We start from the raw sequence: 25,533 nt of genomic DNA on the forward strand, positions 1-25,533 counted from the left end.
GTATTTTTTCAACCAACGTATTATCAACCGTCAAGCGCATTATTCATTTCGTGCAACAAGTTGCACGCTACGATTTACTAAAATAGTGATATGAAAATAAAACGGTGACCGGTTTTCACAAGCCCCTTTCGGGACTTGTGAAGTATAGGCCCTTATAGGGGAGCCTAAAAACCGCACGTTTTACGTGTGGATTGTTATTTTAATAAAAAAGGGCGGTGTTGAATGGGAAAACTCCCATGAACACGCGCCCTTTGTGGTTGTTGTGTGAGATTACATTTTCTCAACGGTTTTAATGCCGAGTAAATCCAATCCTTGTTTTAGCGTTCTTTCTGTTAACAACGCCAGTTTTAAGCGACTGAGTTTCACTTGCTGATCGTCGTTATTCAGAATCGGGCAATGCTCGTAGAAGGAAGAAAATACGCCGGCTAATTCGTATAAATAAGCGCAAAGTACATGAGGTGTACCTTCTTTTCCAACCACTTGAACGGCCTCTTCAAATTGCAATAATTTGATTGCCAAAGCACGTTCTTTTTCATCCGTAATGCTTAATTGGGCTTGTTCTACTTCGCTTAGGGCAATTTGGCTACGGTTGAAAATCGAACGAATGCGGGTGTAGGCATATTGCATATAAGGCGCCGTGTTGCCTTCAAAGCTCAACATATTGTCCCAGTCGAATACATAATCCGTGGTGCGGTTTTTCGATAAGTCCGCATATTTCACCGAACCGATACCGACCGCTTCAATCACATCCGCTTTTTCTTGCTCAGAAAGTGCGGTGGATTTTTGCGAAATTAATACGCCCGCACGTTCAATGGCTTCGTCTAATAAATCCGCCAGTTTTACGGTGTCACCACTACGGGTTTTGAACGGTTTGCCGTCTTTGCCTAACATCATGCCGAAATTTTTGTGTTCCAACTGGAAGCTATCCGGCACATAGCCCGCTTTACGGGTGATGAGCCAAGCTTGTTGCATATGTTGGCTTTGGCGAGTGTCGGAGAAGACTAACGCACGATTGGCTTTTAAGGTTTCATAACGGTATTTGGCAGCCGCGATGTCAGTGGTGGTGTAAAGGAAGCCACCATCTTTTTTCTGCACGATAACGCCCATTGGATCGCCGTCTTTATTTTTGAATTCATCCAAATAAACCACTAATGCGCCGTCATCTTCTACGGCCAAACCTTGTTTTTTCAGATCTTCAACAATGCCCGGCAACATTGGGTTATACAAGCTTTCACCCATCACATCTTTGTCTGTTAAGGTCACATTGAGACGATCGTAGTTGTGTTGGTTCTGTTGCATGGTGATCTTCACCAGTTTTTGCCACATGGTACGGCAATATTCATCACCACTTTGTAATTTCACCACGTAATTACGGGCTTTTTCGGCAAATACCGGATCTTCGTCATAATGTTTTTTTGCCGCGCGATAAAAGGCTTCTAAATCGCTCAATTCCATTTCGCTGGCATGTTCGTTTTCCATTTTTTCCAAATAGGCAATCAGCATACCGAATTGGGTGCCCCAGTCACCTACATGGTTGGCACGGATGACGTTATTACCTAAAAATTCAAGTGTGCGTACGACGGCATCACCGATAATGGTTGAACGCAAATGTCCCACGTGCATTTCTTTGGCAACGTTTGGGGAGGAATAGTCCACCACCACGGTTTGTTTTTCCGGATTGTGTACACCTAATTTCGGATCTTGTACCGCGCGGTTGATGTTGTCTGCCAGCCAAGCGTCTTTTAGAAAAATGTTAATAAATCCCGGGCCGGCAATTTCCGTTTTTTCTGCAATATCTTGTAATTCGGCTTTGTCTAATACGCTTTGCGCAAATTCACGTGGGTTTAATCCCAATTTCTTGGCGGCCGGCATGATGCCATTGGCCTGATAATCACCAAACTGCACTTTGCCCGATTGGCGAACGAGGGCTTCACATTGCGCGTCGGCACCGGCATCGATCATCGCCTGTTTGATTTTTTCGGATAAAATAGATTGAATATTCACGGCTGAACCTTAATTTTTTGAAATAAGTTTGGGCTGATAAAAATAGCTCGATATAATACCGTTCTTTCACCTTTCAGAAAAGCCAAAAAGGAAAATTATGTCGTTTCGCTTTCCCCATAAAATGTTTGAAAAACAGACCGCACTTTTTGCCGACTTTCAGGATTTTGAGCAAAAAATTCAGGCATTGGCACAACAGATCAATTTAGATTTAAACCAATATGAAATTGATCATCTTTCGCTCCGGGTTAATTCGGTACAGAGAGCCTGTGCTTGGCTGGCATTGTTATTAAACTATGGCACCGTGCTAAGTGATAATCAAGTGAATGGGCGGGTGATTTATTTAATTGCTTTAGCAGAGCCTTTATACCTTGCAGGTCGTCCCATTGATATTGTGGAATTGCCGTTTCCTAAGGATAAAGCGTATCCGAAAGAAACATGGGAGCATATTGAAGTGGTTGTGCCATTTTTATTGGATGAAACCGCCACTGCATGGTTAGCGCGCATAAAAAATTTGTTTTTACGGAACCAATCGGCAGAATTGAAAGTCAAAACGAGCGAACCGAAAGCGGATGGTGAAAAACTGACCAATTTATCAGTGGCGATCAGTTTTGCAGATAAGCACTGTAATCATGTTTGCATTAAGGTTCATCCATACAGTATTAAACAAATCGTGAATGCGGTTTGATTGTATGAAACGATTTTACTAAAATGAGTTGCCTCACTTTATGAATAAGGCGACGTAAAAATTAATCTCGTATTTAAGGAGCATTTATGAAAAAAATTGCATTCGCTGTGCTAATGAGCTTAACTCTTGTGGGTTGTGCCAATGAAGACATTTATGGCGGTAACGTCTATTCTGGCGATCAAGCAAAAGAAGCGCGTTCAATTAGCTACGGTACCATTGTTTCCACCCGTCCGGTGAAAATTCAAGCAGATAATCAAGGTGTGCTTGGTACCATTGGTGGCGGCGCTATCGGCGGTATCGCCGGTTCCGGTATCGGTGGCGGTACAGGCCAAGCGATTGCGACTGCCGTAGGCGCGGTTGCCGGTGCGGTGATTGGTAGTAAGGTAGAAGAAAAAGCCAGCCAAGTCAGCGCAATTGAAATGGTGATTAAAAAAGATGATGGCAAGGAAATTGTTGTCGTACAAAAAGCTGAAGCGAATCTTGTACCAGGTGCACGTGTTCGTATCGTGGGCGGTTCTCGTTTGAACGTTTCCGCACTTTAATTTGTCTTTCTAAAAAAATCAGCCCTCTTATTTTTAAGGGGGCTGATTTTTTATGGCTTGTTTATTTTAAGGTTAATTTATTTGCGTGGCAGTGAAATTTTGTTTTCTTCGCTCGGGCGATATAACACTAATACATGCCCTATCGTTTGCACCTCAGCAGCACCGGTTTCACGCACGATGGCATTGACAATCAGTTGTTTGGTTTCACGATCGGATCCGGCAATTTTAACTTTAATTAACTCGTGGTGGCTGAGGGATAAATCAATTTCCGCCAATACCCCTTCGGTTAATCCGTTACCGCCCAACATCACCACCGGGCTTAAATGATGGGCAAGACTTTTTAAATATTGTTTTTGTTTGGTTGATAATGTAATCGACATAATAATCTCTTGAAAAAAGGGAGGCGGTGATTCTAAAGCAAAATGCCTATTTTAGCGAATACATTCTGATGAAAAATAGCGCTAAAATCCACCGCACTTTCCATTATTGTTTGAGGGTCTGGATATAGCTTGCAACATCTTGCATATCTTGTTCGCTTAATCCTTCTTTCACGCGATTGCCGGGACCTTCAATTTTTCCGCTTTTACGATCTTGAAGTGAGCTAATAATTTTTTCTTCGTTGAAAGTATTAATAATTTGGGATTGCCCCATCGCTGATTTTTCAGCTTGTTTTCCGTGGCAAAGTGCACATGAACGGTTAAAAATCTTTTGTCCGTGTTCAATATTGCCTTCTGCATGAACGCTTGAAATTGCACTTAATGCAATAAGAGAGAGTATAGTAGAGTAAATTTTCATGATTTTCCTTAATTGATTTTCGTTGGGGTAAAGAGTTGTTGTAAATCCTTTTCGGATAACAAACCTTCAAATTTATATATCAGTTTGCCGCTTGGGTCAATCACGAAAGACGTCGGTGTACCGACAAGTTGGTAGCGTTCGGCGGTGATTTTCATTTGATCTTTAAATACCGGCAGGGTGAGTTGTCGTTTGGTGACAATCGCTAGTGTGTCGGCCTTTTCGCCGTCGATATTCATGGCGATCAGTTGTACCTGGTTCGGGTATTTTTCCGCCCATTGTTGCAAGGTTCGTAATTCCGCAATGCAGGCGCCACAGGTTTCCGACCAAAAGTTGATGAGCAGGGTTTTGCCTTGCCAGTCGCTTAACGAGGCTTTATTGCCTTGCAGATCGAAGGCGGCAATTTCCGGGGCGGGTTGGCCGATTTGGGCGGATTCCTCTTTGCAGGAAACACTGAAAAAAACGACCGCACTTATGCCGAGAAGACGAAGAAAATTAGCCCGCATTTTTTTCCTCACGCAATAATTTGCCGTGTTGCAAGTAAATAATACGATTAGTGAGTTTGCCTAAATCTGGGTTATGAGTCACCATGACGATCGTACGCCCTTGCCGGTTTAATTCCGTGAGTAAATTCAACACCAAATTTTCATTTGTTTCATCGAGATTGCCGGTCGGTTCATCGGCAAAAATGACCGGCGGCTGGTTCACTAAGGCGCGCGCAATACATACCCGTTGTTGTTCCCCGCCGGAAAGTTGGCTTGGGCGATGATTCATACGATGCGCCAAGCCCACTTGATCTAATACGGCTTTGGCGGCGTCTTCATCCACCACGCTGTGGTAATGTTGCGCCAGCATCACGTTTTCAAGCGCGGTTAAATAGGGGATGAGGTGAAATTGTTGGAACACCAAGCCGATTTTTTCCGCACGGAAACGTTGTCTGCCCGTTTCGTCCAGTTGTGCGGCATCCACACCGTCTAAAATCACTTTGCCCTCGGTTGCGGTATCCAAGCCGGTGAGAATATTCATTAATGTGGTTTTACCTGAACCGGAGGCACCCATGATGGAGACGAATTCCCCCTCGGCAATTTGAATATTAATGTCTTCAAGTGCGGTCACTTGGCCGAATCTTTTGTATAAATGTTGTGTTTCAATGACGGGTTTAGCCATGTTATTCCCCTTTCAATACGTTGGCGGTTTGAATGTCTAAAGCGCGGCGGGTCGGTACGATAACCGCGATAAACGCCACTAATAAGGATAAAGTAATGGTAATCGGAAGCACCGGCAGGCGCATATCAATATAGGCTTTGAATACGGTTAAGCCGAGCACCTGTGCTAATAAGTAGCCGATGATTAAGCCGCATACAATGGCGCAAAGGGCGATAATCAAGGTTTCTGCGCCGATTTGTTTGATGATGTCTCGGCTTTTCGCACCAAGGGCTTTTTGCAACGCAAATTCTTTCGCCCGTTCGCCCACAATGGCGATTAAGGTGGTGTTTACGCAAAGGGTGGCTAAAATCAAAATTACCACAGAAATCAAGCCCATCAAGCCTTTGATTTTATCTAAAATTTGCCCTTCGGAGGCGGAGACTTTGCGGATCGGATGAATGTCTAAATCGGGATATTGTTGTTGTAACTGTTGGGCGAATTGATCCACTTGGCCTTGATCGTTTTTGACGTTTAACAATACGTTGGTCGCCAAGTTTTCTTTTTCCAACCAGTTTTGTGCAAAATCCAGGCTCACGATCAACATATTGTCGGTGGCATCGCCAGCTTCTACGATGGCTTTAATATTGAACTGGTGTTTATCCACGGAGTTCAGACTTAACGTGAGTTTATCGCCCACGTTTAAATTGAGCCGTTCCGCGAGAGTTTTACCGATCATGGCGTTGCGCTCATCGAAGTTCACCCCGATAGGATTGCCCGTGATTTGCCAATAAGGTGCAAGGGTTTTCATGTCTTCAAACCACACGCCCATCATCACGATTTTTTCCAAATCACTACGTGTCACGCCATATAAATAGGGGCTTGCAGCCGTGATTAAGCCTTTCGGTGCTTGGTCAAGGATCTGTTGCACTTGATCTACTTTGATTAAATTGCCGTTGCTTGGTCCAATATAAAAATTGGCACCGAAGGTACGTAGTTCTTGGCTCATTTTGGTATTAATGTCGAAGTACACGGCCGCCATTGCTGTCACAATGCTTGCGCCCACAGTAAGTGCGGCAAAAATGATGAATACCCGTTGCAAGCGCAGACGCAAGGCGCGTAACACCAAGCGCCAAAACATATTGATAGGTTTATTGTCTGCCATAAAGCACCTCGATAGGATAAAGACGGGCAATTCGGTGTGCCGGGAACCAAGCACCGATCACGGCGATCAAGACGGAAAGTACCAGTACGCAAGGGATAACGATCCAGGCGAAACTGAGCGGTGCGCCAAATAACGTAGCACCGATAAAACGAGCTAACCCCCAACCGGCAATGCAACCTAAGATACCACCGATTAAGCCGCTAATGATGGCTTCGCAATAAAACAGCAAGACGATTTGCCATTGATAGGCGCCGAGCGCTTTCATTAAGCCGATTTCTTTGCTGCGTTCGATAATGGTTGTGGTCATTAATGAAGCAATGCCCATGGCGGCGGCAATTAGTGCGGCAAGGGTGACGACAGCGAGTAATAATTGAATTTTCTCAATGACGACGCCTTCGGAAGCCGCGACTTGCCAAATAGGGCGAACAATCGCGCCGGAAATCGCTTCTTCCAATTGATGAGAAATAGAGGAAACGTAGGCCGTGCAATACCAACGGTCATATTCCTCTGCGGCCAAACCGTCCACATTGGCGCGGGCTTTGCGGGATAAATCATTTTCCGGTACGGTGAGCGCGGAGACTTTAATTGCCTGTACCTTGCCTTCTAATCCAAGTAAATTTTGCACCGCACTTAACGGCAAAATCAGTTGTTGTTCTTCTGTGCCGCCGGTTTTAACAATGCCTTTTACAATGGTGGTCATGTGTTGTGGTGACGCGTTTTCTTCCGCCTGATAACTTAAGGTAATCACATCACCGATTTTCCATTGCTGTTGTTTAGCAAGTTGGGCACCGAGTAGGGCAGGAATTTGTTCACCGAAATCATCCGTAGCATCATCCACCCATTCGCCTTCTACTTGCCAATAAGGACTGATGATTTTTTGCCCTGTGTGGTAATCCTCTTCATCCGGCACAGGAATATTATGATCAAAAAACGTCCCGAGGATGCTCACATCGTTTTCTGCGCCGTTATCCACGCTGGCTTTTACCTGCGTGCTGAGTAAGGGGGCAAATCCCACAATGTTGTTGCGCCAGAAAATGTCTTTCACATTCGGTAGTTCTTTTTCATCTAAAAAATCTTGCGTAGCGAGGGAGCTCCGACCGCTGACATCATCCGGTAAAACGGCACTGCTAGCCGGTTCCACCAAAATATTGGCACCGTAAGATTTCAACTCTTTTGCCATTTTGTCGCCAATGTCGATAGACACGGCGAGCAAGGCGGAAATCAAACCGGCAGCGAGGAAAATGGTGATAATGGCAAGAAACTTACGCTTTAAACCGTAACGCCAAGATTGAAATAACATTCGCGCTAACATGATTATTTTTCCTCCTTGGCGGTTGTGGCTTCATCGGTTTTGTTTAAATAGGCTTCCGGATTATCGCGGAACAGATTTAAATTCTTTTCATCCGTGAAGAAATAGGTTCTGCCTTCATGATTGTATTTGTGTTCCGTTTTAGTATTGGTCAATTTCTTACCATTGACGGGATCCACCACTTCAATTTCAATGATGGTCGTAAAGTAATTCAAGCCATCTTCCAAGTTTTTCTTATTGATAATGACTTCCGTCTCTGTTTGTTTCCAATTATCAATCGGCACCGGATTACAACCGCCCGGTTTGCCGATGGAAGGGGTAAACATACGCACGCCACAACCCACGCATACCACTTGGTTGCCTTCCATGACATAACCTTGGTCGCCGCATAAAATACAGGCATCGAATACGGCAGCAAGACTGAGTTTGTCGGGCAGACGATTAATAATGAAGAAACGTACCGCTTTGCCATCATCGGCAACCCAAAGAAAACGGTGTAATTTGCCGTCTTTTACTTGTTCAATTGGGATGTGTACGTTGTTTTCCGCATCTAAGGTGACTCTTTGAGCTTCCGAAAGTTGTGGCGGCTGGGACGCGATTTTGTCCCAATAAAGTTGCGTGGCGAGCATAATGAAAATTGCCGTTATGCCATAGCCTATGATCTTGCCGGAAGTGTGTTTGGCGGCAAGGGCTTTGCGTTTTTCGATAGGTTGTTGTTCGTTATTGGCTGTGCGCACGCGTGGTCGATGAATATTTAACGCAAAAATAAGGACGATAATGGCAAGAATAGCCGCATTAATGTAGTTTAAATACGTGGTGATATTGCCGGATTTTGCCACAAAACTTAACCGCACTTTGGTCAGTTCGATGACTTGCAATTTCATCAAAATCAGTAATACATCGCCAAGGAGTGGCGTGACTAAAATGAGGGTGAGTACCGTGGTGAGCAGGAGACGAAGTGCGGTCGTTTTTTTCGATGTTTTACTTTGCGCAAATAAAATTTCACACCAGCCGGCAACGACTAAACAGAAAATAAAACCGAGTGCAATGGCGCTGATGTGTAATAAGAAATCCGTGTTGATGACATCGGTGCCGGTGATCGCAGCGATGTTGGGATCTTTCGCCCAAAAACTGCCGGCTAATACGGCGAGCATGACATGCCAAAGCGTGGTTAAACGTTGCCAATGAATACATTGAGAAACGTAAGCAAAGAGGAAGATACCGAGGCTAAAAATGGCGAGGGTGAGTTTAACACTTTGCGTATTGGGCAAACTTAATGTGATGATACTGCCGATAATAAACCCGAGAATGGCAAGCCATACCAATTTTTTGCGATTAGCGTGAGGATACGGCACCCAGCTACACGCCAGTAGTAAAGAAAACGGGAGCAGGGTTTGAATAAGAAAAACAAAGAAATAGTTCATAGCTTACTCTGAAAATTGAAAGAGAGGATGTCACCTATTTTTAGTCTTTGGTTTCCTCGGTATTTTGGAGGAAGACACGTTTTAAAAAGCCCTTTCATTATGCGTCAACATAAACAAAAACACCTTGATATGCCCCAAGGTGTTTTTATTGTTATTTTTAGTTAACACCTGAAAGGCTTATTTCAAACCGGTGAATTTGAATTCATAGTTAACATCAAACGGTTTCCACCAACGGCCAACACCGGTTTCTTCGTCAGTGTGACGGTGCATACCGGCTTTTGGTGGCGGGTCAATGTGATAGGTTAATTTATAGTTACCCACGCCCATCATTTTGATGTTTGCACCGTAGTGAGGACCGTCGCTGGCTACCATCGGCATGAAGGTGCCTTCTTGTTTTTCACCGGTATCGGTATTCACTAAAGTGTATTGAATAGTGAGGTATGGCATCCATTCGCCTTCACCAAAGCCGTTTTTGTTGCCTTTGGTGGCGTGAATATCCGCTTCTAAGTGAATATCGGATTTCGCTGCCGGCAAGCCCATGCCACGAGGTTCCATGTCAACCGGTTGCAAATACACGGCGGCAATTTCCATTTCGTTCATAGTTACCGGTTCACCGACAGGGAACTCTTTGAAGCCTAAGGCTGCCGGTGCGGTGATCATGCCTGCTAAAAGTGCGGTGGCAATTAATGTTTTTTTCATACTTAGTTTCTCCTTAACTGAATAAGTATAGCTTGTGCGACATTAAGCAGATTTTCTGCTTTGGTACTTCATATAAATGAATGCAAAAACAGCAGCCACCAACAAGACAGCCTGCGGAACCAATGTTTCTACATAAGGATAAATACCCAACCATGAGATTTCCGTGATGCCGGAAACCAAGGTTGGTTCAAATAATTTGCCTTCGATAAGTTCCAGTACGCTTTTACCGGCAAATACAAAGGCCATTAAATACATGAATGAACCGGTGAACATAAAGAACGGTTTAAGCGGTAATTTCACCACGGTATAGCGCATGAGAACATAACACACGGCGAGAATTATCACGCCCAGGAAGAAACCGCCGAAAAGATAGAAATAATCCACCGCACTTTGTGCATCGCCGGCGAGGGCATAGTAGAACAATACGGTTTCTGCGCCTTCACGATACACGGCAAGGAAACTGGTCAGCCATAGACCTACAAGAGAGCCGGTGGTGAGCGCGGTAGAGAGTTTGCCTTCCAAATAACGTTTCCAGTTTTGCGCTTCCACTTTGGAAAGCAACCAATAGCTCATCATGAACAACATCACCACGGCAATCATCATTGTGAAGCCTTCCAACAATTCTCGGCTGGCGCCGGAATTAGAGAAAATAAGTTGGAAGATCACTGCAGTAATAAGGCTACCGAGTAATGCCACATAGACGGATTGGCGAATAACAGGCAGTTTGTCATGATGGTTGTTTTTTACTAAATATGCCACGATGGCAGCAACAATTAATAGCGCCTCCAAGCCTTCACGCAAGATGATTAATAAGCTGTATAAGAACAGACTCCAGGCGGTTTGTTCTCCGCCCTGTAACATCTCTACAGCCTTGCTCAAATCTTGACTTAATCCTTGCGCTTGTTCTTGTAACTTTTCTTTCTCTGCGCCGGCTTTCATTAAGCTCACCAAACGAGTGAAATAGCCTTCTAGTTGGGTTTTGAAATTGCTGTCGCGGGAGCCCACTTTGTTTTCCATGCCGGTGTTTTCAAAGATATCAAAGTAGGTATCTTGCACGGCTAACATGGCTTTTTTGGCTTCGCCTTGCTCGTACAAGCCGATGGCTTGTTGAATGCCTGCGTTCACTTGTGCACTAACCTGCGACCAATCCTTGTCCTGCGTGGTATCAGCGATAGTTTGATTGACAGGCTGTTCCACTTGTGTATCACGAGTGATTGGTAAGTCAGGCAGTTGTTCTTCAACGTCTTGTAATAATGTCGTGATTTGATAACCGAAATTGCTGATTTGATCCGGTTGTTCGCTCAGTTTGATTAAATCATAAAACTGTTGATTAAGATTGCCGGAAATGGCGGCGGAACGATTTTGGCGAATGGACATTTCCATTTCGGAGTTTTTATACCCATCGTATTGCGCTTGTTGCACAAGTTTTTTGGCTGTTGCGTAATCTTTCGCTTCATACGCCGTCATGGCTTGAGCTAATAAATCATCGATAGTTTTAAAGCTTTTTTGCCAATGAGGGGTAATAGTTTGGTTTTCATATACGCCATGTTGCGCGGAGGCGTTAAGTTGATGCCCATCTTTTAAAGAAGGAAGCACTTCTTGTAATTCGGCTTTGAGACCGTCAATTTTAGCTTTGACTTGCTCTTGTGGCAGACCGTCACCAATCATCTTACGAATTTCGCCAAAGGTGGCTTCCATTTGATAGCTTTTTTGTGCAGAAAAGTTAATACGAATAGGGCCTTCAAGATTTTCAAATACTTCAAAATAGGCCATTTGGACTTCAGTTCGGGCATCATCTATTTTATTTTCGGCATAAAGTGCGGTGGTTTTATCCAAGCGATTTTCAATGTCTTGTACCCATTGCTGATAGTTATCTTCTGCGTGGGTAAATGCTGAAAACAGAAGCATAAAACTAAAAAAAACAGATTGAGACCAACGGGAAAAACACATGTGCATCTCCTTGATTTATTGCATTTGCCTATAGATATAATTGAGAATTATTATCCTCTAATGAGATTTTAGTGCAAGTAAATTCTTGTTTGATCTCTGAGGTAGATCACAAAATGAGCATTTTTTATGGCGCATAAAAAAGGAAAGTTTGGCAACTTTCCTTTTTATCTCATGGCGAGGATGTTTTAGTTTTGTGCTAAATCATCAATGACAAGATAGATTTTCGCCACCGGGCCATGCACGCCGACCACTTTGATTAATTCAATATCTGCCGTGGAACTTGGGCCGGAAATGATATTAATACAAGAAGGCATACGTTCGCCTTGTTGGGCTTTGTCATGTAGAATTTTTGCCAGTTGTGCTACACGAGGGAGTATCTTGCTTTTGCGTACAACGACAATGGATTTCTCCGGCAGTAAGCTCACAGAACGACCACGTTCGGCTTGGGAAAATAGCACGATACCACCCGATTCGGTTAAACCGTATTCGGCGTAAACGATCCCGATATTGGCTTGTTCCGATTTGGTAATGTTGGCTTCCGCCTGTTCCGGTGACCAAATGTGGCAAGTGTATTTTTCTTGAACCGCTTGGGTAATACCGAGTTCTTCCAGACGAGGGTCGTCGTTTAACACGATATTGCCGCCACCGTATTTTTCGCAAAGCTCAAGTGCGGTCTGTTTTGCCAATGTTTCTGACGTCACGACCACATCCACCATCATCACTTTGGCGAAGTTTACAAATTCTTCGCAAAGTTCTGCTTGGGTGAGATGGGTCAGGCGTTCTGTTGGGTAAGTATTCACCGGTGTCGCCATCGTTTCCGGCACATTGGCGCGTTGTTTACCCATTTTAGCTGCTAATTTATTGAGGAAGTTTTCTCTATTTTGTAAATCCATTAGTTTGCTCCTCTTTTGTTAAACCATTGACGGAAGCTTTCTCCTTCAGGTGTCGGTAAATCACGGGCTTTTGTCCATTCTGCCAAGGCACCCATTTTAATTGGCGCTTTGCCGTTCTTAATGAGTTTACCCGCTAATTTGGCGCCGGTGTTTACACCGATTTTCCATAAGGCTGGATGTGAATTGGCAAAGCCAAAACCGAAAATGGATAAGCGTTCCAAGGCTGGCGTTTTACCTTGTTCCACCATTTTTTCACGGTGTTTTAAAATCAGTTGGGCTAACGGAATGCGTACCGGACAAACAGAGTTACAGGCATTACATAAGGAACAGGCATACGGCAATTCTTTGAATTCGTCATAGCCGCCAAGTAATGGCGAAATCACTGCACCAATTGGGCCCGGATAAATGGAGCCGTAACCATGACCACCGATTTGACGGTATGCCGGGCAAGTATTTAAGCACGCACCGCAACGAATACAACGTAAAACTTCTTGGAATTCGGAAGCCAAAATATCGGAACGACCGTTATCGACAATGACTAAATGGAATTCTTCCGGGCCATCGGTTTCGCCGGCAAGACGAGGGCCGGTAAGCCATGTGTTGTAACCGGTTAATCTGGCGCCCACCGCACTACGTGCCAGCATGGTAATTAATACATCCACTTCTTGGAACGTCGGTGCCAAGCGTTCCATTCCCATCACCGCAATGTGGGTTTTAGGAAGGGTGGTGGCTAAACGTAAGTTACCCTCATTTGTGACCAAGCAAACAGATCCGGTTTCCGCCACGGCAAAGTTACAACCGCTGATGCCGATGTCTGCTTCTAAGAAATCCTGACGAATTTTTTCACGCACGAAACGTGTCATGTCTTCAGGTGTTTCTGCACCTTCATAACCGAGTTTTTCATGCAAATCTTTACGAATTTGGTGACGATCTTTATGAATCGCGGGTACCACAATATGAGATGGTTTGTCGCCGGAAATTTGCAGCAAATATTCCCCTAAATCAGTTTCAATGACTTGCATGCCCTCTTTTTCCAACACGCCATTTAACCCGATTTCTTCGGTTACCATGGATTTGGATTTCACGATTTTCTTGGCATTTTTTTTCAGCGCGACTTGGCGAATGTATTCGGTAGCTTCTTCGGCGGTTTCAGCAAAATAAACTTTACCGCCGTTTTCCATGACTTTTTCGCTAAGTTGGTATAAATAAGCATCAAGGTTTGCTAAAACGTGGTTACGGATTTGTTTCGACAAATCACGCCATTCTTCCCAGTGGCCTAACTCATCCACCATTTTTTGACGGTTTGTGCCGATAGTTTCTTGGGCTTTTACCACCGCTTTGCGCATGATTTCATTATGGACTTCGCGATCAACGCGTGCTTTAAATGCAAGATTACTGGTTTTTAATGACATAGTTTATTACTCCTGCATTAACACTTCTGCGATGTGCATCACTTTGATTTTGCTGCCTTCACGTTGTAGGCGACCACCGATATTGAGTAAACAGCTCACGTCTGCGCCAATTAAGTATTCCGGTTCGACTTCCTCAACGTGTTCCACTTTTTCTTTTACCATCTCACCGGAAATTTCCGCCATTTTGACCGAGAACGTGCCACCAAATCCGCAACAGGTTTGTTGATTGTGAATGGGTAACAGTTCCAAACCTTTAACGTGTTTTAGTAATGTGATCGGCTCATCCACGATGCCAAGTTTACGGAAAAGACTGCAGGAAGGGTGATAAACTGCACGACCGGGTAGATGGGCACCGATGTCGGTCACGCCGAGTTTATTGACGATAAAATCCGTTAAGTCATAGAAACGAGCGGCGACTTTTTTCGCGCGTTCCGCCCATTCCGGTTCATTAGCGCGAGTGAAATAATCCGGGTAATTTTTAACGGCATAAACGCAAGAACCGGCAGGGGCGACGATAGGGTAATCGTTGGCTTCAAAGGTTTCGACCAAGTTTTTCATGCCGGGAAGGGCTTGTTTGGTATAGCCGCTGTTTAATGCAGGTTGTCCACAGCAACCTTGTTTTTCCAAAAAGGTCACCTGACAGCCCAACTTTTCCAGTAATAGAACGGTGTTTTTCGCCACACCGCTCTTTACTACGTCGGCAATGCAGGTCACGTAGAAATTCACATTCATAGTAATACTCCAATATTCAAAAAGAAAAATCAGTTAAAAAATTAAATGACGACCGCAAAAGTGCGGTCGTTTTTTGAGTTAATTTTATATGTTGCCGCTACAACGTGTATAACAACGGAATTAACAGGGTGGCACAAAGTGCAGCAATAATACCGTAAATCACCATTGGAATGATCGTGGTTTTGATGATGGTGCCTTCTTGATTTTGAATGTTTAATACGGAGGACACGGCAACGATATTATTAATACATACCATGTTACCCATTGCACCACCGACTGATTGTAGTGCCAAGATTAATGCCACGGATAAACCGGTCGTTTCTGCAGTGGATAATTGTACACTACCGAATGTTAGGTTCGATACGGTGTTAGAGCCGGAGAAGAACGCACCGACTGCACCAAGGTAAGAGGAGAAAATCGTCCAGTCATCGCCGGTGACTTCTGCAAAGGTACGGCCAATGATTTTCACCATAGAATGTTCGCCACCCACTAACATTAAGTTCACCATTACTAAGGCACCCATTAAGGCGATAAATGGATTTTTGGATTGTTTTAAGCTGGTGGAAAAAATATCTTTGATTTTGGCACCGGAAACGCCGAATACCGGAATCGCGATTAATACGGTGATAACAAATGGAATTAAGGCCGGCACATAAAGCAATTTATAGCTGGAGGAAACATCCGATCCGAAGATATTTTTTAGGCTGAAGATAAGGCCTTTACTGATTTCGAATGTCCCTAATGAACCTAACGCGGTAGTAAACCAAACGGTGGTGTCGTTCATCATCGCTTTAAACGGCAGTTGGTGAATACGTGTTACGACTAAAAACGCAATTAACAAACCGGTAGGGAAGAGGGCTTTAACCACTTGACCGGTGGTTACCGCATTGCTATCCAATGTGTTTTCGACTTTTGCTAACCCGATATTGCGATTTGCCGCCCAGACGGAAACAAACAACCCGATTGCGCCGCCCACTAAAGATGGGAATTCATAGTTAAATTGTGCAATCAGTAAATAAGGCACGACGCAAGCAAAGACACTGATATAAATAAAGACCAAGTTTTGGCGAATATCTTTCCAGCTGACGAGTACACGCAATGCCAACAATGGGATAAGCAGGGCTGCCACAGAGTGAATCAGTGCTGTGATGGAGCCGACTTCTAGTACCATGTCTTCAGGCAATTTAAGCGGACCAAAACCGAACCATGTTGGTGTGCCGACCGCACCGAAAGACACCGGAACGGAGTTCATAATTAAGGCAAGCATCGCGACTTTTAACGGATTAAAACCTAAGCCCATCAGAATTGGCGCGGCAATGGCGGCTGGCGTACCGAAACCACTGGCGCCTTCAATCATAAAGGCAAACGCCCAACCGATAATCATCAGTTGCGCCACCGGATTTGGGTTAATGTTACCCAACCATTTACGCATAATGTCAGTTGCACCGGAGACTTCACTGAAACGGTTAAATAAAATCGCACCGAAAATAACGGTGATCGGGGTTTGTACGGCAACGATCGCAGAAGCGATGTTTGCACTGATCGTGACAATATCCGTATGGAAGTGCAATAAATGCACGACCATCACCAGTACTGCCACCCAAGGTAAAGCAACATAAGACGGTAAGGCATTACGCTTAACCATGAGATAAATGAGTAAAACAATGGGGAATACGCTTAGGAAAAAAGACATATTGGCTCCTGTATCATAAATGGGACATTAAAACATTTGTCGCATTTTATGGAGTAGTCTTAAAAAAAATATACCTATTTTGGGAAAATGTGATCTAGTTATCAAAAAAAGTTAACATTTTATTAAAATTTGTGATCTCGTTAACTTAATTGTTTCAGCCATGCTTAAAATCTTGCTTTCTCGGCTCAAGTGCGGTCAAAAAAAAGCGTGTTTTTCACTGTCTTGTGGCGTATATTCTGTTATGCTTTTCGCCTTTCTTGACAACATAATTTTTAACATAGGAGTAACAATCGATGACCAGTGCTTCATTAGTTAGTCAACTTCGTCAAATTGTCGGCGACAAATATTTGATTACCGACCCAAGCCAATCGGAAGCCTATCGTAGCGGTTATCGTTTTGGGAATGGAAACGCGTTGGCGGTGGTTCGACCGGGAAATTTAACGGAATTTTGGGCGATTCTTAAAGCTTGTGTGGCGGCAGATGTTATTGTTATCGCCCAAGCCGCCAATACCGGTTTAACCGGCGGTTCTACGCCTGATGGCAATGACTATGATCGCGATATTGTGATTATCAACGCCATGCGCATTTCAGGTATTCAATTAATTAATGATGCACAACAAGTGGTTTGTTTGCCGGGTTCTACGCTAAATGAATTAGAGATCGCTTTAAAACCGCACGGACGCGAACCGCACTCTGTCATCGGTTCTTCCTGTATTGGTGCCTCGGTGATCGGCGGTATTTGTAATAACTCCGGTGGGGCGTTGGTACAACGTGGTCCGGCTTACACAGAAATGGCGCTTTATGCGCAATTAACAGAGCAGGGCGAATTACAACTGGTGAATCACTTAGGCATTGATTTAGGTGAAACGCCGGAAGAAATGTTAGCGAATTTAGAGAACCAACGTTATCAACGCAAAGACATCCAATTAGATTGTGGCAAAGGTCACGACCATGCTTACTGCAACCATGTACGCCAAGTGGATGAAGACAGCCCGGCACGTTTCAACGCGGATCCGGCGCGTCATTATGAGGCGTCCGGCTGTGCAGGGAAATTAGCGATTTTTGCGGTACGGTTAGATACCTTTGTGGCAGAGAAAAATACGGCGGTATTTTATATTGGCACTAATCAAACAGAGACATTAAATGATCTTCGTCGTCATATGTTGGCGAATTTTAAACAGCTACCGATTTCCGGCGAATATATTCACCGCGATGCGTTTGATGTGGCAGCTAAGTACGGCAAAGATACGTTTTGGGTGATTAAAAAATTTGGTACGCATTGGTTACCGAAATTGTTTGCTTTGAAAGCCAAAGTCGATCGATGGGCGAAAAAAATAGATTTCTTGCCAAACCATCTCAGTGATAAGATGATGCAAACTCTCTCTCGTATTTTGCCGGAACATTTGCCGAAAAAATTGTGGCAATATCGTGATCAATACGAACATCACTTGATTGTTAAAATGGGCGGTGATGGCGTGCAAGAAGCACGAGATTATCTTACCTCTTACTTTAAAGAGGGCAGCAAAGGCGCTTTCTTTGAATGTGATGCTGTAGAAACGCAAGCGGCAATGTTACACCGCTTTGCTGTGGCTTCAGCAGCGATTCGTTATCGTGCGATTCATGAAAAAGAAGTGGAAGACATTGTGGCTCTGGATATTGCATTACGCCGCAATGATCGTGAGTGGTTTGAAACGCTGCCGCCTGAGATCGAGCAAAAAATCAGCCATAAATTGTATTACGGGCATTTTATGTGCCATGTGTTCCATCAGGACTACATTGTCAAAAAAGGCTATGATTGCATGGAATTGGAACATCAAATGCTAGAATTGCTTGATAAGCGTGGCGCACAATACCCGGCGGAACACAACGTGGGGCATTTGTATGAAGCTAAGCCGGAGTTGCGTAAATTCTATAAATCTCTTGATCCGACAAATAGCTTCAATCCGGGGCTGGGGCATACCTCGAAGAAAAAATACTGGGAATAACCCATTGACTAATAAGGGGAAGGCGTATGGTCATTGCCATGCGCCTTTTGAATGTAATATTGCTTGACGGAATTTCCGTCACATAAGGAGAACGAAGTCCTTTTGTTCATCAACCATGTCTATGAAATTACGGCTAGTTTATTTTACTTTTCTTCTTTTTTTAATTTTCTTTCTTGCTTATGCCTTTCCTCGGTTGTTTACTCAGATAGCCGATTGGCAGCGACTGTTTAATCAGTTGATCAGCGATAATTTACACCACATTCAACAACATTCAGCGGCGGCCGGCGTAACACTCATTACAGCGAGTTTTTTATACGGTGTTATCCATGCGCTGGGACCGGGGCACGGCAAATTCATCATCGCAAGTTATTTATCGACACATGAGAGTCGGTTAAAGCAAAGCATTAAACTCAGTGTCTTTTCCTCCCTTACTCAGGGCATTGTGGCGGTGGTGGCGACCTCTGTCGTATTGATCGTGTTGAATCTCTCCTCTCGTTATTTTAAATTAAGCCAGTTGTGGCTGGAGCGAGGCGCATTTTTATTGCTTGCCGGGTTAGGGCTATATTGGATCTATCAAGGTAGCCGCTTGCAGAAAAAACCATCGACAACCATTTTTCAAATTAACAAACTTACGCCACTTTCTTCTTCGCAAAGTGCGGTCAAAAATCACCGCACTTTTTCCACAGAACACGCCCACGCTCATGTCTGCGCCTGTGGTCATCAGCATTTACCCAATGCCCAACAATTAAAAAAAGCCGAAGATTGGAAATCGCAGTTACTGGTGATTTTAAGCATTGGTATGCGCCCTTGTAGCGGTGCTATCTTTGTGCTCTTTTTATCTTATATGCTGGATATTTACCTATGGGGCGTGGTGGCGACTTTGGCAATGTCATTAGGAACAGGGTTGATGTTGGCGCTTTTTGCGGCACTTGTAAAATACACGAGACATCTAGCGATCACGCTTGGGAATTGGTACGGCAAAGGTTTTACACGTTATCACAGTGAGGCACTGATGAAACTGGTAGCAGGTGGCATTATGCTGTTCTTTGCGCTGGCTTTGCTTTATGGCACAACATTGCCGATGAGTGGAGGCGCGGTGTTATTTGCGAGATGATAGAAAAACAAAAAGGATTCAGCAGAAAAAAATAAGCCCATAAGGAGGCTATGGGCTCAAAATCTTTTGGAAATTACTGTTTTTATAAAAGGAGACAAATAAAAACGATTGAACCAAAAGACAAAAAATTGGCTCCTCCTGCTGGACTTGAACCAGCGACATATGGATTAACAGTCCACCGTTCTACCGACTGAACTAAGGAGGAATAATTCAGTATCATTTGGTATCAAAAGATAGGTGGCGTATGTTACTTATCCGAACATATCTTGTCAACACCCTAAAGAAAAATTTTTTACTTTTTCAGCGTCAATTTTCTATCCACAAAGTCTGTGGATAAGTTTGTGGGTTATTATTTTAAAAATCCTGCCATCCCCGATAAAATCAGGCTTTATTGAAATCCAAGATAAAATTGATTGTAAAATGACATTTTTTTATTTTTCAAATAGTTAACAAAAATCTAGCGAAATTTTTAAAAATTTTTTATAAATTTGTGATTTCGGCCACTTGACAAATATAACTCTGTGTAAAACTTCATTTTTTATCACTCAATTTGGAGTGAGAAATGTGTTAAAATGCGCGGCATTTAGAATATACCGTAAAAAATGACCGCACTTTATGTCAGAGAAAATTAATACCAAACCTTTCATTCTTCATTCCGATTTCAAACCTTCCGGCGATCAGCCACAGGCGATTGCCAAACTCGCCGAAAATTTAGAAGACGGCTTGGCACACCAAACCTTACTGGGCGTTACGGGTTCCGGAAAAACCTTTACGATTGCCAATGTAGTTGCACAGTTAAACCGACCGGCCATGTTGCTTGCCCCAAACAAAACCCTCGCGGCGCAGCTTTATGCTGAAATGAAAGCCTTTTTTCCTGAAAATGCGGTGGAATATTTCGTTTCTTACTATGATTATTACCAGCCGGAAGCCTATGTGCCGAGCAGCGATACTTTCATTGAAAAAGATGCGTCTATTAACGATCAAATCGAGCAAATGCGTTTGTCTGCCACCAAATCTTTTCTGGAACGTCGGGATACCATTGTGGTTGCCTCGGTTTCCGCTATTTATGGTTTGGGCGACCCGGATTCTTACTTGCAAATGATGTTGCACTTGCAACAAGGGGCGATAATCAACCAGCGTCAGATTTTGGCGAAGTTGGCAGAATTGCAATATACGCGTAACGATCAGGCATTTCAGCGCGGTACGTTTCGTGTACGTGGGGAAATTATCGATATTTTCCCGGCAGAATCTGATGAACGCGCAGTACGTATCGAATTATTTGATGATGAAATTGAGCGTTTAAGCTTATTCGATCCACTCACCGGAAGTAGCTTTGGTGCCGTGCCACGTTTCACCGTGTATCCGAAAACACACTACGTCACACCGCGCGAGCGCATTTTAGATGCTATTGAAAAAATCAAAGTGGAACTGGCGCAACGACGGGAATATTTCATTAAAGAGAATAAATTGTTAGAAGAACAACGCATTAGCCAACGTACTCAATTTGATATTGAAATGATGAACGAATTGGGCTATTGCTCGGGGATTGAAAACTACTCACGTTATCTGTCGGGCAGAAATGAAGGCGAACCGCCGCCAACCTTATTTGACTATATGCCGTCTGATGCGATTTTAATTATCGATGAATCTCACGTCACGGTACCGCAAATCGGCGGGATGTATCGTGGCGATCGTTCCCGTAAAGAAACGTTGGTGGAATATGGCTTCCGTTTGCCTTCAGCATTGGATAACCGACCGCTACGTTTTGAGGAATTTGAACGTTTGGCTCCGCAAACTATCTATGTTTCGGCTACCCCGGGGCCTTATGAGCTAGAAAAATCCGGTGCAGAAATTATCGATCAGGTTGTGCGACCAACAGGCTTACTCGATCCGCAAATTGAAATTCGCCCGGTGTCTATTCAAGTGGATGATTTGCTTTCTGAGGCGCGTCAAAGAGCGGATAAAAATGAGCGCGTTTTAGTGACGACGCTGACTAAAAAAATGGCGGAAGATTTAACGGATTATTTAGACGAACACGGGATTCGAGTGCGTTATTTGCACTCTGATATTGATACCGTAGAGCGTGTGGAAATTATCCGTGATTTGCGCTTAGGCGAATTTGATGTGTTGGTCGGAATTAACTTATTACGGGAAGGGTTGGATATTCCCGAAGTGTCCCTCGTGGCGATTTTAGATGCAGACAAAGAGGGCTTTTTGCGGTCCGAACGTTCCTTAATTCAAACCATTGGACGTGCTGCGCGAAACTTAAATGGTAAAGCGATTTTGTATGCGGACAGCATCACTAAGTCTATGGAAAAAGCCATTACGGAAACCAATCGCCGTCGAGAAAAACAAACAAAATACAATGAAGATCACGGCATTGTGCCACAGGCGTTAAATAAAAAAGTAGGTGAATTGTTAGATATTGGTCAGGGTGCCAATCAAAAAGCGAAAGCCAATAAACAACGCGGAAAAATGGTGGCAGAACCAACCGCACTTTATGCACTACCTACATCTCCGAAGGAATATCAACAACAAATTAAGAAATTGGAACAGCAAATGTATAAGTTTGCGCAAGATTTGGAATTTGAAAAAGCCGCTGCGGTGCGCGATCAATTACAGCAATTACGGGAAAGCTTTATGTTGTCAGGAGAGTAAAAGTGCGGTCGTTTTCAAGGGCGAATTTTTCTTGATAAGGCAGGCGACGGATTTTTGCAGGCATCAAAAATTCGCTTATAATACACCGCACTTTTTACCTAAACGGTAAGCGAATCATCTATGAAATTAACAGCAAATAATAAAACACTCGATCTTTCTACCCCTAAAATTATGGGGATCCTCAATTTCACCCCGGATTCTTTTTCTGATAGCGGTAAATTTTTCCAATTAGACAAGGCGTTGTTCCAAGTAGAAACGATGTTGAAGCAAGGCGCATCGATTATTGATATTGGAGGAGAATCAACCCGCCCGATGGCAGAAGAGGTGACGTTAGAAGAGGAACTTGAGCGGGTTGTTCCTTTAGTTGAGGCGGTGAGAAAACGGTTCGATTGCTGGATTTCGGTAGATAGTTCCAAAGCGCAGGTGATGCAAGAGACCGCTAAGGTGGGCATGGATTTGATTAATGATATTCGTGCTTTACAAGAACCGGATGCATTACAAACTGCCGTTCGTTTGGCATTGCCGGTGTGCATTATGCATATGCAAGGGCAGCCGCGAACAATGCAGCTCAATCCACATTACGATGATGTGGTGGCGGATGTTTTAAAATTTATGCAGCAGAGAACGGAACAATGTTTGGCTTCGGGAATCAAAAAAGAGAATCTGATTTGGGATCCCGGCTTTGGTTTTGGCAAAAGCGTGCAACATAATTATTGTTTGTTACAACAATTTTCTGTTTTCTGTGAACAAGGGTATCCGGTGTTGGCGGGAATTTCCCGTAAATCCATGATTGGTGCCGTGTTGGATAAGCCTGTAGAACAACGGACAGTAGGCAGTGTGGCTGCCGCATTAATTGCTGCGATGAAAGGTGCCAGTATTTTGCGTGTGCATGATGTCGGTGAAACGGCCGATGCCCTTAAAATTTGGCTTGCAACACAGAATGTGTAATTGTGCTGTCAGACGAACGACGGCATAAAATAATAAATGACATTTTTATTAAGAAGGAATTGAAACATGGCTGAACGTAAATATTTTGGGACGGATGGTGTGCGTGGCAAAGTAGGTAGTCATCCGATTACGCCTGATTTTGTTTTAAAACTCGGTTGGGCGGCAGGTAAAGTGTTAGCGACACAAGGGTCTCGCGTCGTGCTGATTGGTAAAGATACCCGAATTTCGGGCTATATGCTTGAGTCCGCCCTTGAAGCCGGTTTGGCGGCAGCCGGTTTATCTGCCGCATTTACCGGCCCAATGCCAACCCCGGCGATTGCTTATTTAACCCGCACTTTCCGCGCGGAAGCCGGTATCGTGATTTCCGCTTCCCATAATCCGTATTATGACAATGGGATTAAATTCTTTTCTACACAAGGGACGAAATTACCGGATGATGTGGAGGAAGCCATCGAAGCCATGTTGGAGCAACCGATGGACTGTGTTGAATCTGCCGAACTAGGTCGTGCCAGCCGAATTAAAGATGCGGCAGGCCGTTATATTGAATTTTGTAAAAGTACGTTTCCGGCGCATTTGAGTTTAGAAGGTTATAAAATAGTCGTGGATTGTGCCAATGGCGCAACCTACCACATTGCGCCTAATGTTATGCGTGAATTAGGCGCGGAAGTCATTGAAATTGGTACCCATCCGAATGGCATGAATATTAATGAAAAATGCGGTGCAACGGATATTAAAGCGTTGCAACAAAAAGTGTTAGAAGTAAAAGCGGATGTGGGTTTGGCGTACGATGGTGATGGCGACCGTTTAATTATGGTGGATCATCTCGGTAATAAAGTCGATGGTGACCAAATATTATTTATTATTGCCCGTGAAGCCTTGCGCGAAGGGCGTTTGCAAGGCGGTGTCGTAGGCACCTTAATGAGTAACATGAGTCTTGAACTTGCTTTAAAACAATTAGCCATTCCGTTTGTGCGCGCCAATGTGGGCGACCGTTATGTGTTGGAACAAATGCAAGAACGCGGTTGGGGCTTAGGCGGTGAAAACTCGGGGCATATTATTATTGCTGATCGCAATACGACCGGCGATGGCATTATCGCTTCTTTAGCCGTGTTGACTGCAATGGTAAAACATCATTTGTCGCTGAACGAATTAGCCGATGCCGTCAAATTATTCCCACAAGTATTAATTAATGTGCGTTTTGCCGGGGGTAATAACCCATTAGAAAGCGATGCCGTGAAAGCGATTGCTGCAGAGGTTGAAAAACGCCTAGCCGGCAAAGGACGTATTTTACTGCGTAAATCAGGCACTGAGCCGTTAATTCGCGTAATGGTGGAATGTGAAGACGGCGAATTGGCTCAGCAATGTGCAGAAGAAATCGCCGAAGCGGTGAAAGCCAATTAATCTTTAAGGTCATTATAAATGCATTTATTTATTATGCGTCATGGCGAAGCGGAATTGATGGCGAACTCGGATAAAGCGCGTCATCTTAACGCTAATGGCAGAGAGCAATCCCGACTTCAAGGAATGTGGCTAAAATCCACCGCACTTGGGTTCGATAAAGTCTTGGTGAGCCCTTATACCCGTGCTTTAGAAACTTTTGATGAAATTAATCAGGTTTTTGAGCAACAACTTTCCGATAAATTGGAAGTGTGGGAAGGTATTACGCCTTATGGTGATTCCGGTTTGGTCAGTTCTTATGTGGCTTTATTGGAAAAAGAAGGACATTGCAATCTCCTGCTGATCTCTCATTTGCCTTTGGTCGGTGATATTGTGAAAGAATTGTGCGGTCGAAATCCGGCGAGTTTTTATCCTGCCACGATTGTCGATATTCATTGGGACAACGATCAGCCGAAGGTAAACGACATAAAATATGTGAGTAAAATTGCGTAAATTCGGTTTCTTTTTATGCTGTTTTACGACAGACTATGGTTGACTTTACGGATTGATGCCGTAAAGCATTTCAATTTAATTTAATCATTCATATGCATTAGGAGCTACAATGAAAAAATCACTCTTAGCCGCTTTAGTTTTAGGCGCAACATTCAGTATGGCCGGTTGTGATGACAGTAAAACCTCACAGCACGTTGAACAGGCAAAGGCCAGTGTGTCTGAAGCGAAAGACGCGGTTGTCAACGCCGCAAAAGACATGAAAAACAGCACAACAGATGCGGTAAAAGACGCGCAAGCCGTTGCTGCAGAAAAAATGGATGCGATGGCAGCGAAAGCGGGCGAAATGAAAGAGGCTGCAGCTGAAAAGATGTCCGCGGCTAAAGACGCGGCTGCAGAAAAAATGGATGCAATGGCAACCAAAGCGGGCGAAATGAAAGAGGCTGCAGCTGAAAAGATGTCCGCGGCTAAAGACGCGGCTGCAGAAAAAATGGATGC

The 25,533-nt window shown here is 44.0% G+C and carries 23 protein-coding genes and 1 tRNA gene; 9 read left to right on the forward strand and 15 right to left on the reverse strand.

The genetic code is table 11. The features are described from left to right. Positions 1–270: 270 nt before the first annotated feature. Entirely contained in the window at positions 271–2,004 is a 1,734-nt protein-coding gene (gene argS, locus QZ106_RS04345; protein WP_295974734.1) for an arginine--tRNA ligase, read from the reverse strand. Between the two features lie 97 nt (positions 2,005–2,101). On the opposite strand from argS, the gene QZ106_RS04350 reads away from it, so the two are divergent. Both QZ106_RS04350 and QZ106_RS04355 read left to right on the forward strand, forming a co-directional pair. Then, the gene (locus QZ106_RS04350) at positions 2,102–2,689 is read left to right on the forward strand and encodes a VOC family protein (RefSeq protein ID WP_295974737.1); all 588 of its coding nucleotides are present in this window, start codon (positions 2,102–2,104) and stop codon (positions 2,687–2,689) included. 86 nt (positions 2,690–2,775) lie between these two features. Next, on the forward strand, positions 2,776–3,231 hold the full coding sequence (locus QZ106_RS04355; protein WP_295974740.1) for a glycine zipper 2TM domain-containing protein: 456 nt from the start codon (positions 2,776–2,778) through the stop codon (positions 3,229–3,231). 77 nt (positions 3,232–3,308) lie between these two features. Here QZ106_RS04355 and yhbY read toward each other — a convergent pair whose 3' ends face one another. The 13 genes from yhbY to QZ106_RS04420 all read right to left on the reverse strand — a co-directional run bounded on the left by yhbY (position 3,309) and on the right by QZ106_RS04420 (position 16,464). Next, on the reverse strand, positions 3,309–3,611 hold the full coding sequence (gene yhbY, locus QZ106_RS04360; RefSeq protein ID WP_295974742.1) for a ribosome assembly RNA-binding protein YhbY: 303 nt from the start codon (positions 3,609–3,611) through the stop codon (positions 3,309–3,311). A 103-nt stretch (positions 3,612–3,714) separates the two neighbouring features. Continuing rightward, a complete protein-coding gene (locus QZ106_RS04365) occupies positions 3,715–4,026 on the reverse strand; it encodes a cytochrome c (RefSeq protein WP_295974744.1) in 312 nt (103 codons plus the stop codon). Positions 4,027–4,034: 8 nt separating this feature from the next. Continuing rightward, a complete protein-coding gene (locus QZ106_RS04370; protein ID WP_295974745.1) occupies positions 4,035–4,529 on the reverse strand; it encodes a TlpA disulfide reductase family protein in 495 nt (164 codons plus the stop codon). Continuing rightward, the gene (locus tag QZ106_RS04375; RefSeq protein ID WP_295974747.1) at positions 4,519–5,190 is read right to left on the reverse strand and encodes an ABC transporter ATP-binding protein; all 672 of its coding nucleotides are present in this window, start codon (positions 5,188–5,190) and stop codon (positions 4,519–4,521) included. The genes QZ106_RS04370 and QZ106_RS04375 overlap by 11 nt, the downstream gene beginning before the upstream one ends. 1 nt (position 5,191) lies before the next feature. Continuing rightward, entirely contained in the window at positions 5,192–6,331 is a 1,140-nt protein-coding gene (locus tag QZ106_RS04380) for an FtsX-like permease family protein (protein WP_295974749.1), read from the reverse strand. Next, the gene (locus QZ106_RS04385; protein ID WP_295974752.1) at positions 6,318–7,643 is read right to left on the reverse strand and encodes an ABC transporter permease; all 1,326 of its coding nucleotides are present in this window, start codon (positions 7,641–7,643) and stop codon (positions 6,318–6,320) included. The genes QZ106_RS04380 and QZ106_RS04385 overlap by 14 nt, the downstream gene beginning before the upstream one ends. Positions 7,644–7,645: 2 nt before the next feature. Then, positions 7,646–9,064, reverse strand: a complete 1,419-nt coding sequence (locus QZ106_RS04390; RefSeq protein WP_295974755.1) for a Fe-S-containing protein — start codon at positions 9,062–9,064, stop codon at positions 7,646–7,648. Between the two features lie 177 nt (positions 9,065–9,241). After that, the gene (locus QZ106_RS04395; RefSeq protein WP_048749093.1) at positions 9,242–9,763 is read right to left on the reverse strand and encodes an iron transporter; all 522 of its coding nucleotides are present in this window, start codon (positions 9,761–9,763) and stop codon (positions 9,242–9,244) included. A gap of 42 nt (positions 9,764–9,805) precedes the next feature. Further along, positions 9,806–11,713 (reverse strand): FTR1 family protein, encoded by a 1,908-nt coding sequence (locus QZ106_RS04400; RefSeq protein WP_295974759.1) that lies wholly within the window; start codon positions 11,711–11,713, stop codon positions 9,806–9,808. A gap of 185 nt (positions 11,714–11,898) precedes the next feature. Continuing rightward, the gene (locus tag QZ106_RS04405; protein WP_295974762.1) at positions 11,899–12,606 is read right to left on the reverse strand and encodes a lactate utilization protein C; all 708 of its coding nucleotides are present in this window, start codon (positions 12,604–12,606) and stop codon (positions 11,899–11,901) included. Then, a complete protein-coding gene (locus QZ106_RS04410) occupies positions 12,606–14,018 on the reverse strand; it encodes a LutB/LldF family L-lactate oxidation iron-sulfur protein (RefSeq protein WP_295974765.1) in 1,413 nt (470 codons plus the stop codon). Before QZ106_RS04410 ends, QZ106_RS04405 begins: the two co-directional genes overlap by 1 nt. A 6-nt stretch (positions 14,019–14,024) precedes the next feature. Beyond that, complete coding sequence (locus tag QZ106_RS04415) at positions 14,025–14,750, reverse strand: (Fe-S)-binding protein (protein ID WP_006718553.1); 726 nt, start codon at positions 14,748–14,750, stop codon at positions 14,025–14,027. 97 nt (positions 14,751–14,847) lie between these two features. Next, positions 14,848–16,464, reverse strand: a complete 1,617-nt coding sequence (locus QZ106_RS04420) for a lactate permease LctP family transporter (RefSeq protein ID WP_295974784.1) — start codon at positions 16,462–16,464, stop codon at positions 14,848–14,850. A gap of 272 nt (positions 16,465–16,736) precedes the next feature. Here QZ106_RS04420 and dld point away from each other — a divergent pair, with 272 nt between their 5' ends. Together dld and zevB are read left to right on the forward strand one after the other, a co-directional pair. Then, positions 16,737–18,428: a D-lactate dehydrogenase gene (dld, locus tag QZ106_RS04425; RefSeq protein WP_295974770.1), complete on the forward strand. Its 1,692-nt coding sequence runs from the start codon at positions 16,737–16,739 to the stop codon at positions 18,426–18,428. A 121-nt stretch (positions 18,429–18,549) separates the two neighbouring features. Further along, the gene (gene zevB / locus QZ106_RS04430) at positions 18,550–19,542 is read left to right on the forward strand and encodes a zinc transporter permease subunit ZevB (RefSeq protein ID WP_295974786.1); all 993 of its coding nucleotides are present in this window, start codon (positions 18,550–18,552) and stop codon (positions 19,540–19,542) included. A 129-nt stretch (positions 19,543–19,671) separates the two neighbouring features. Here the strand turns inward: zevB and QZ106_RS04435 are convergent. Beyond that, positions 19,672–19,747, reverse strand: a tRNA-Asn gene (locus QZ106_RS04435). 410 nt (positions 19,748–20,157) lie between these two features. Here QZ106_RS04435 and uvrB point away from each other — a divergent pair. The 5 genes from uvrB to QZ106_RS04460 all read left to right on the forward strand — a co-directional run. Beyond that, positions 20,158–22,200 carry an excinuclease ABC subunit UvrB gene (gene uvrB / locus QZ106_RS04440; protein ID WP_295974772.1) on the forward strand — a complete coding sequence of 681 codons (2,043 nt, stop codon included), beginning with the start codon at positions 20,158–20,160 and terminating at the stop codon, positions 22,198–22,200. A 120-nt stretch (positions 22,201–22,320) separates the two neighbouring features. Continuing rightward, positions 22,321–23,148: a dihydropteroate synthase gene (gene folP / locus QZ106_RS04445; RefSeq protein ID WP_295974775.1), complete on the forward strand. Its 828-nt coding sequence runs from the start codon at positions 22,321–22,323 to the stop codon at positions 23,146–23,148. Positions 23,149–23,214: 66 nt separating this feature from the next. Then, complete coding sequence (gene glmM, locus QZ106_RS04450) at positions 23,215–24,549, forward strand: phosphoglucosamine mutase (protein ID WP_295974776.1); 1,335 nt, start codon at positions 23,215–23,217, stop codon at positions 24,547–24,549. 18 nt (positions 24,550–24,567) lie between these two features. Next, on the forward strand, positions 24,568–25,038 hold the full coding sequence (sixA, locus tag QZ106_RS04455) for a phosphohistidine phosphatase SixA (protein WP_295974779.1): 471 nt from the start codon (positions 24,568–24,570) through the stop codon (positions 25,036–25,038). A 109-nt stretch (positions 25,039–25,147) separates the two neighbouring features. Next, positions 25,148–25,533 (forward strand): hypothetical protein (locus QZ106_RS04460; RefSeq protein WP_295974782.1); only part of this gene is annotated, 386 nt, incomplete at its 3' end.

This window comes from uncultured Aggregatibacter sp. (assembly GCF_901873365.1).
In the GTDB taxonomy this organism is placed as follows: domain Bacteria; phylum Pseudomonadota; class Gammaproteobacteria; order Enterobacterales; family Pasteurellaceae; genus Aggregatibacter.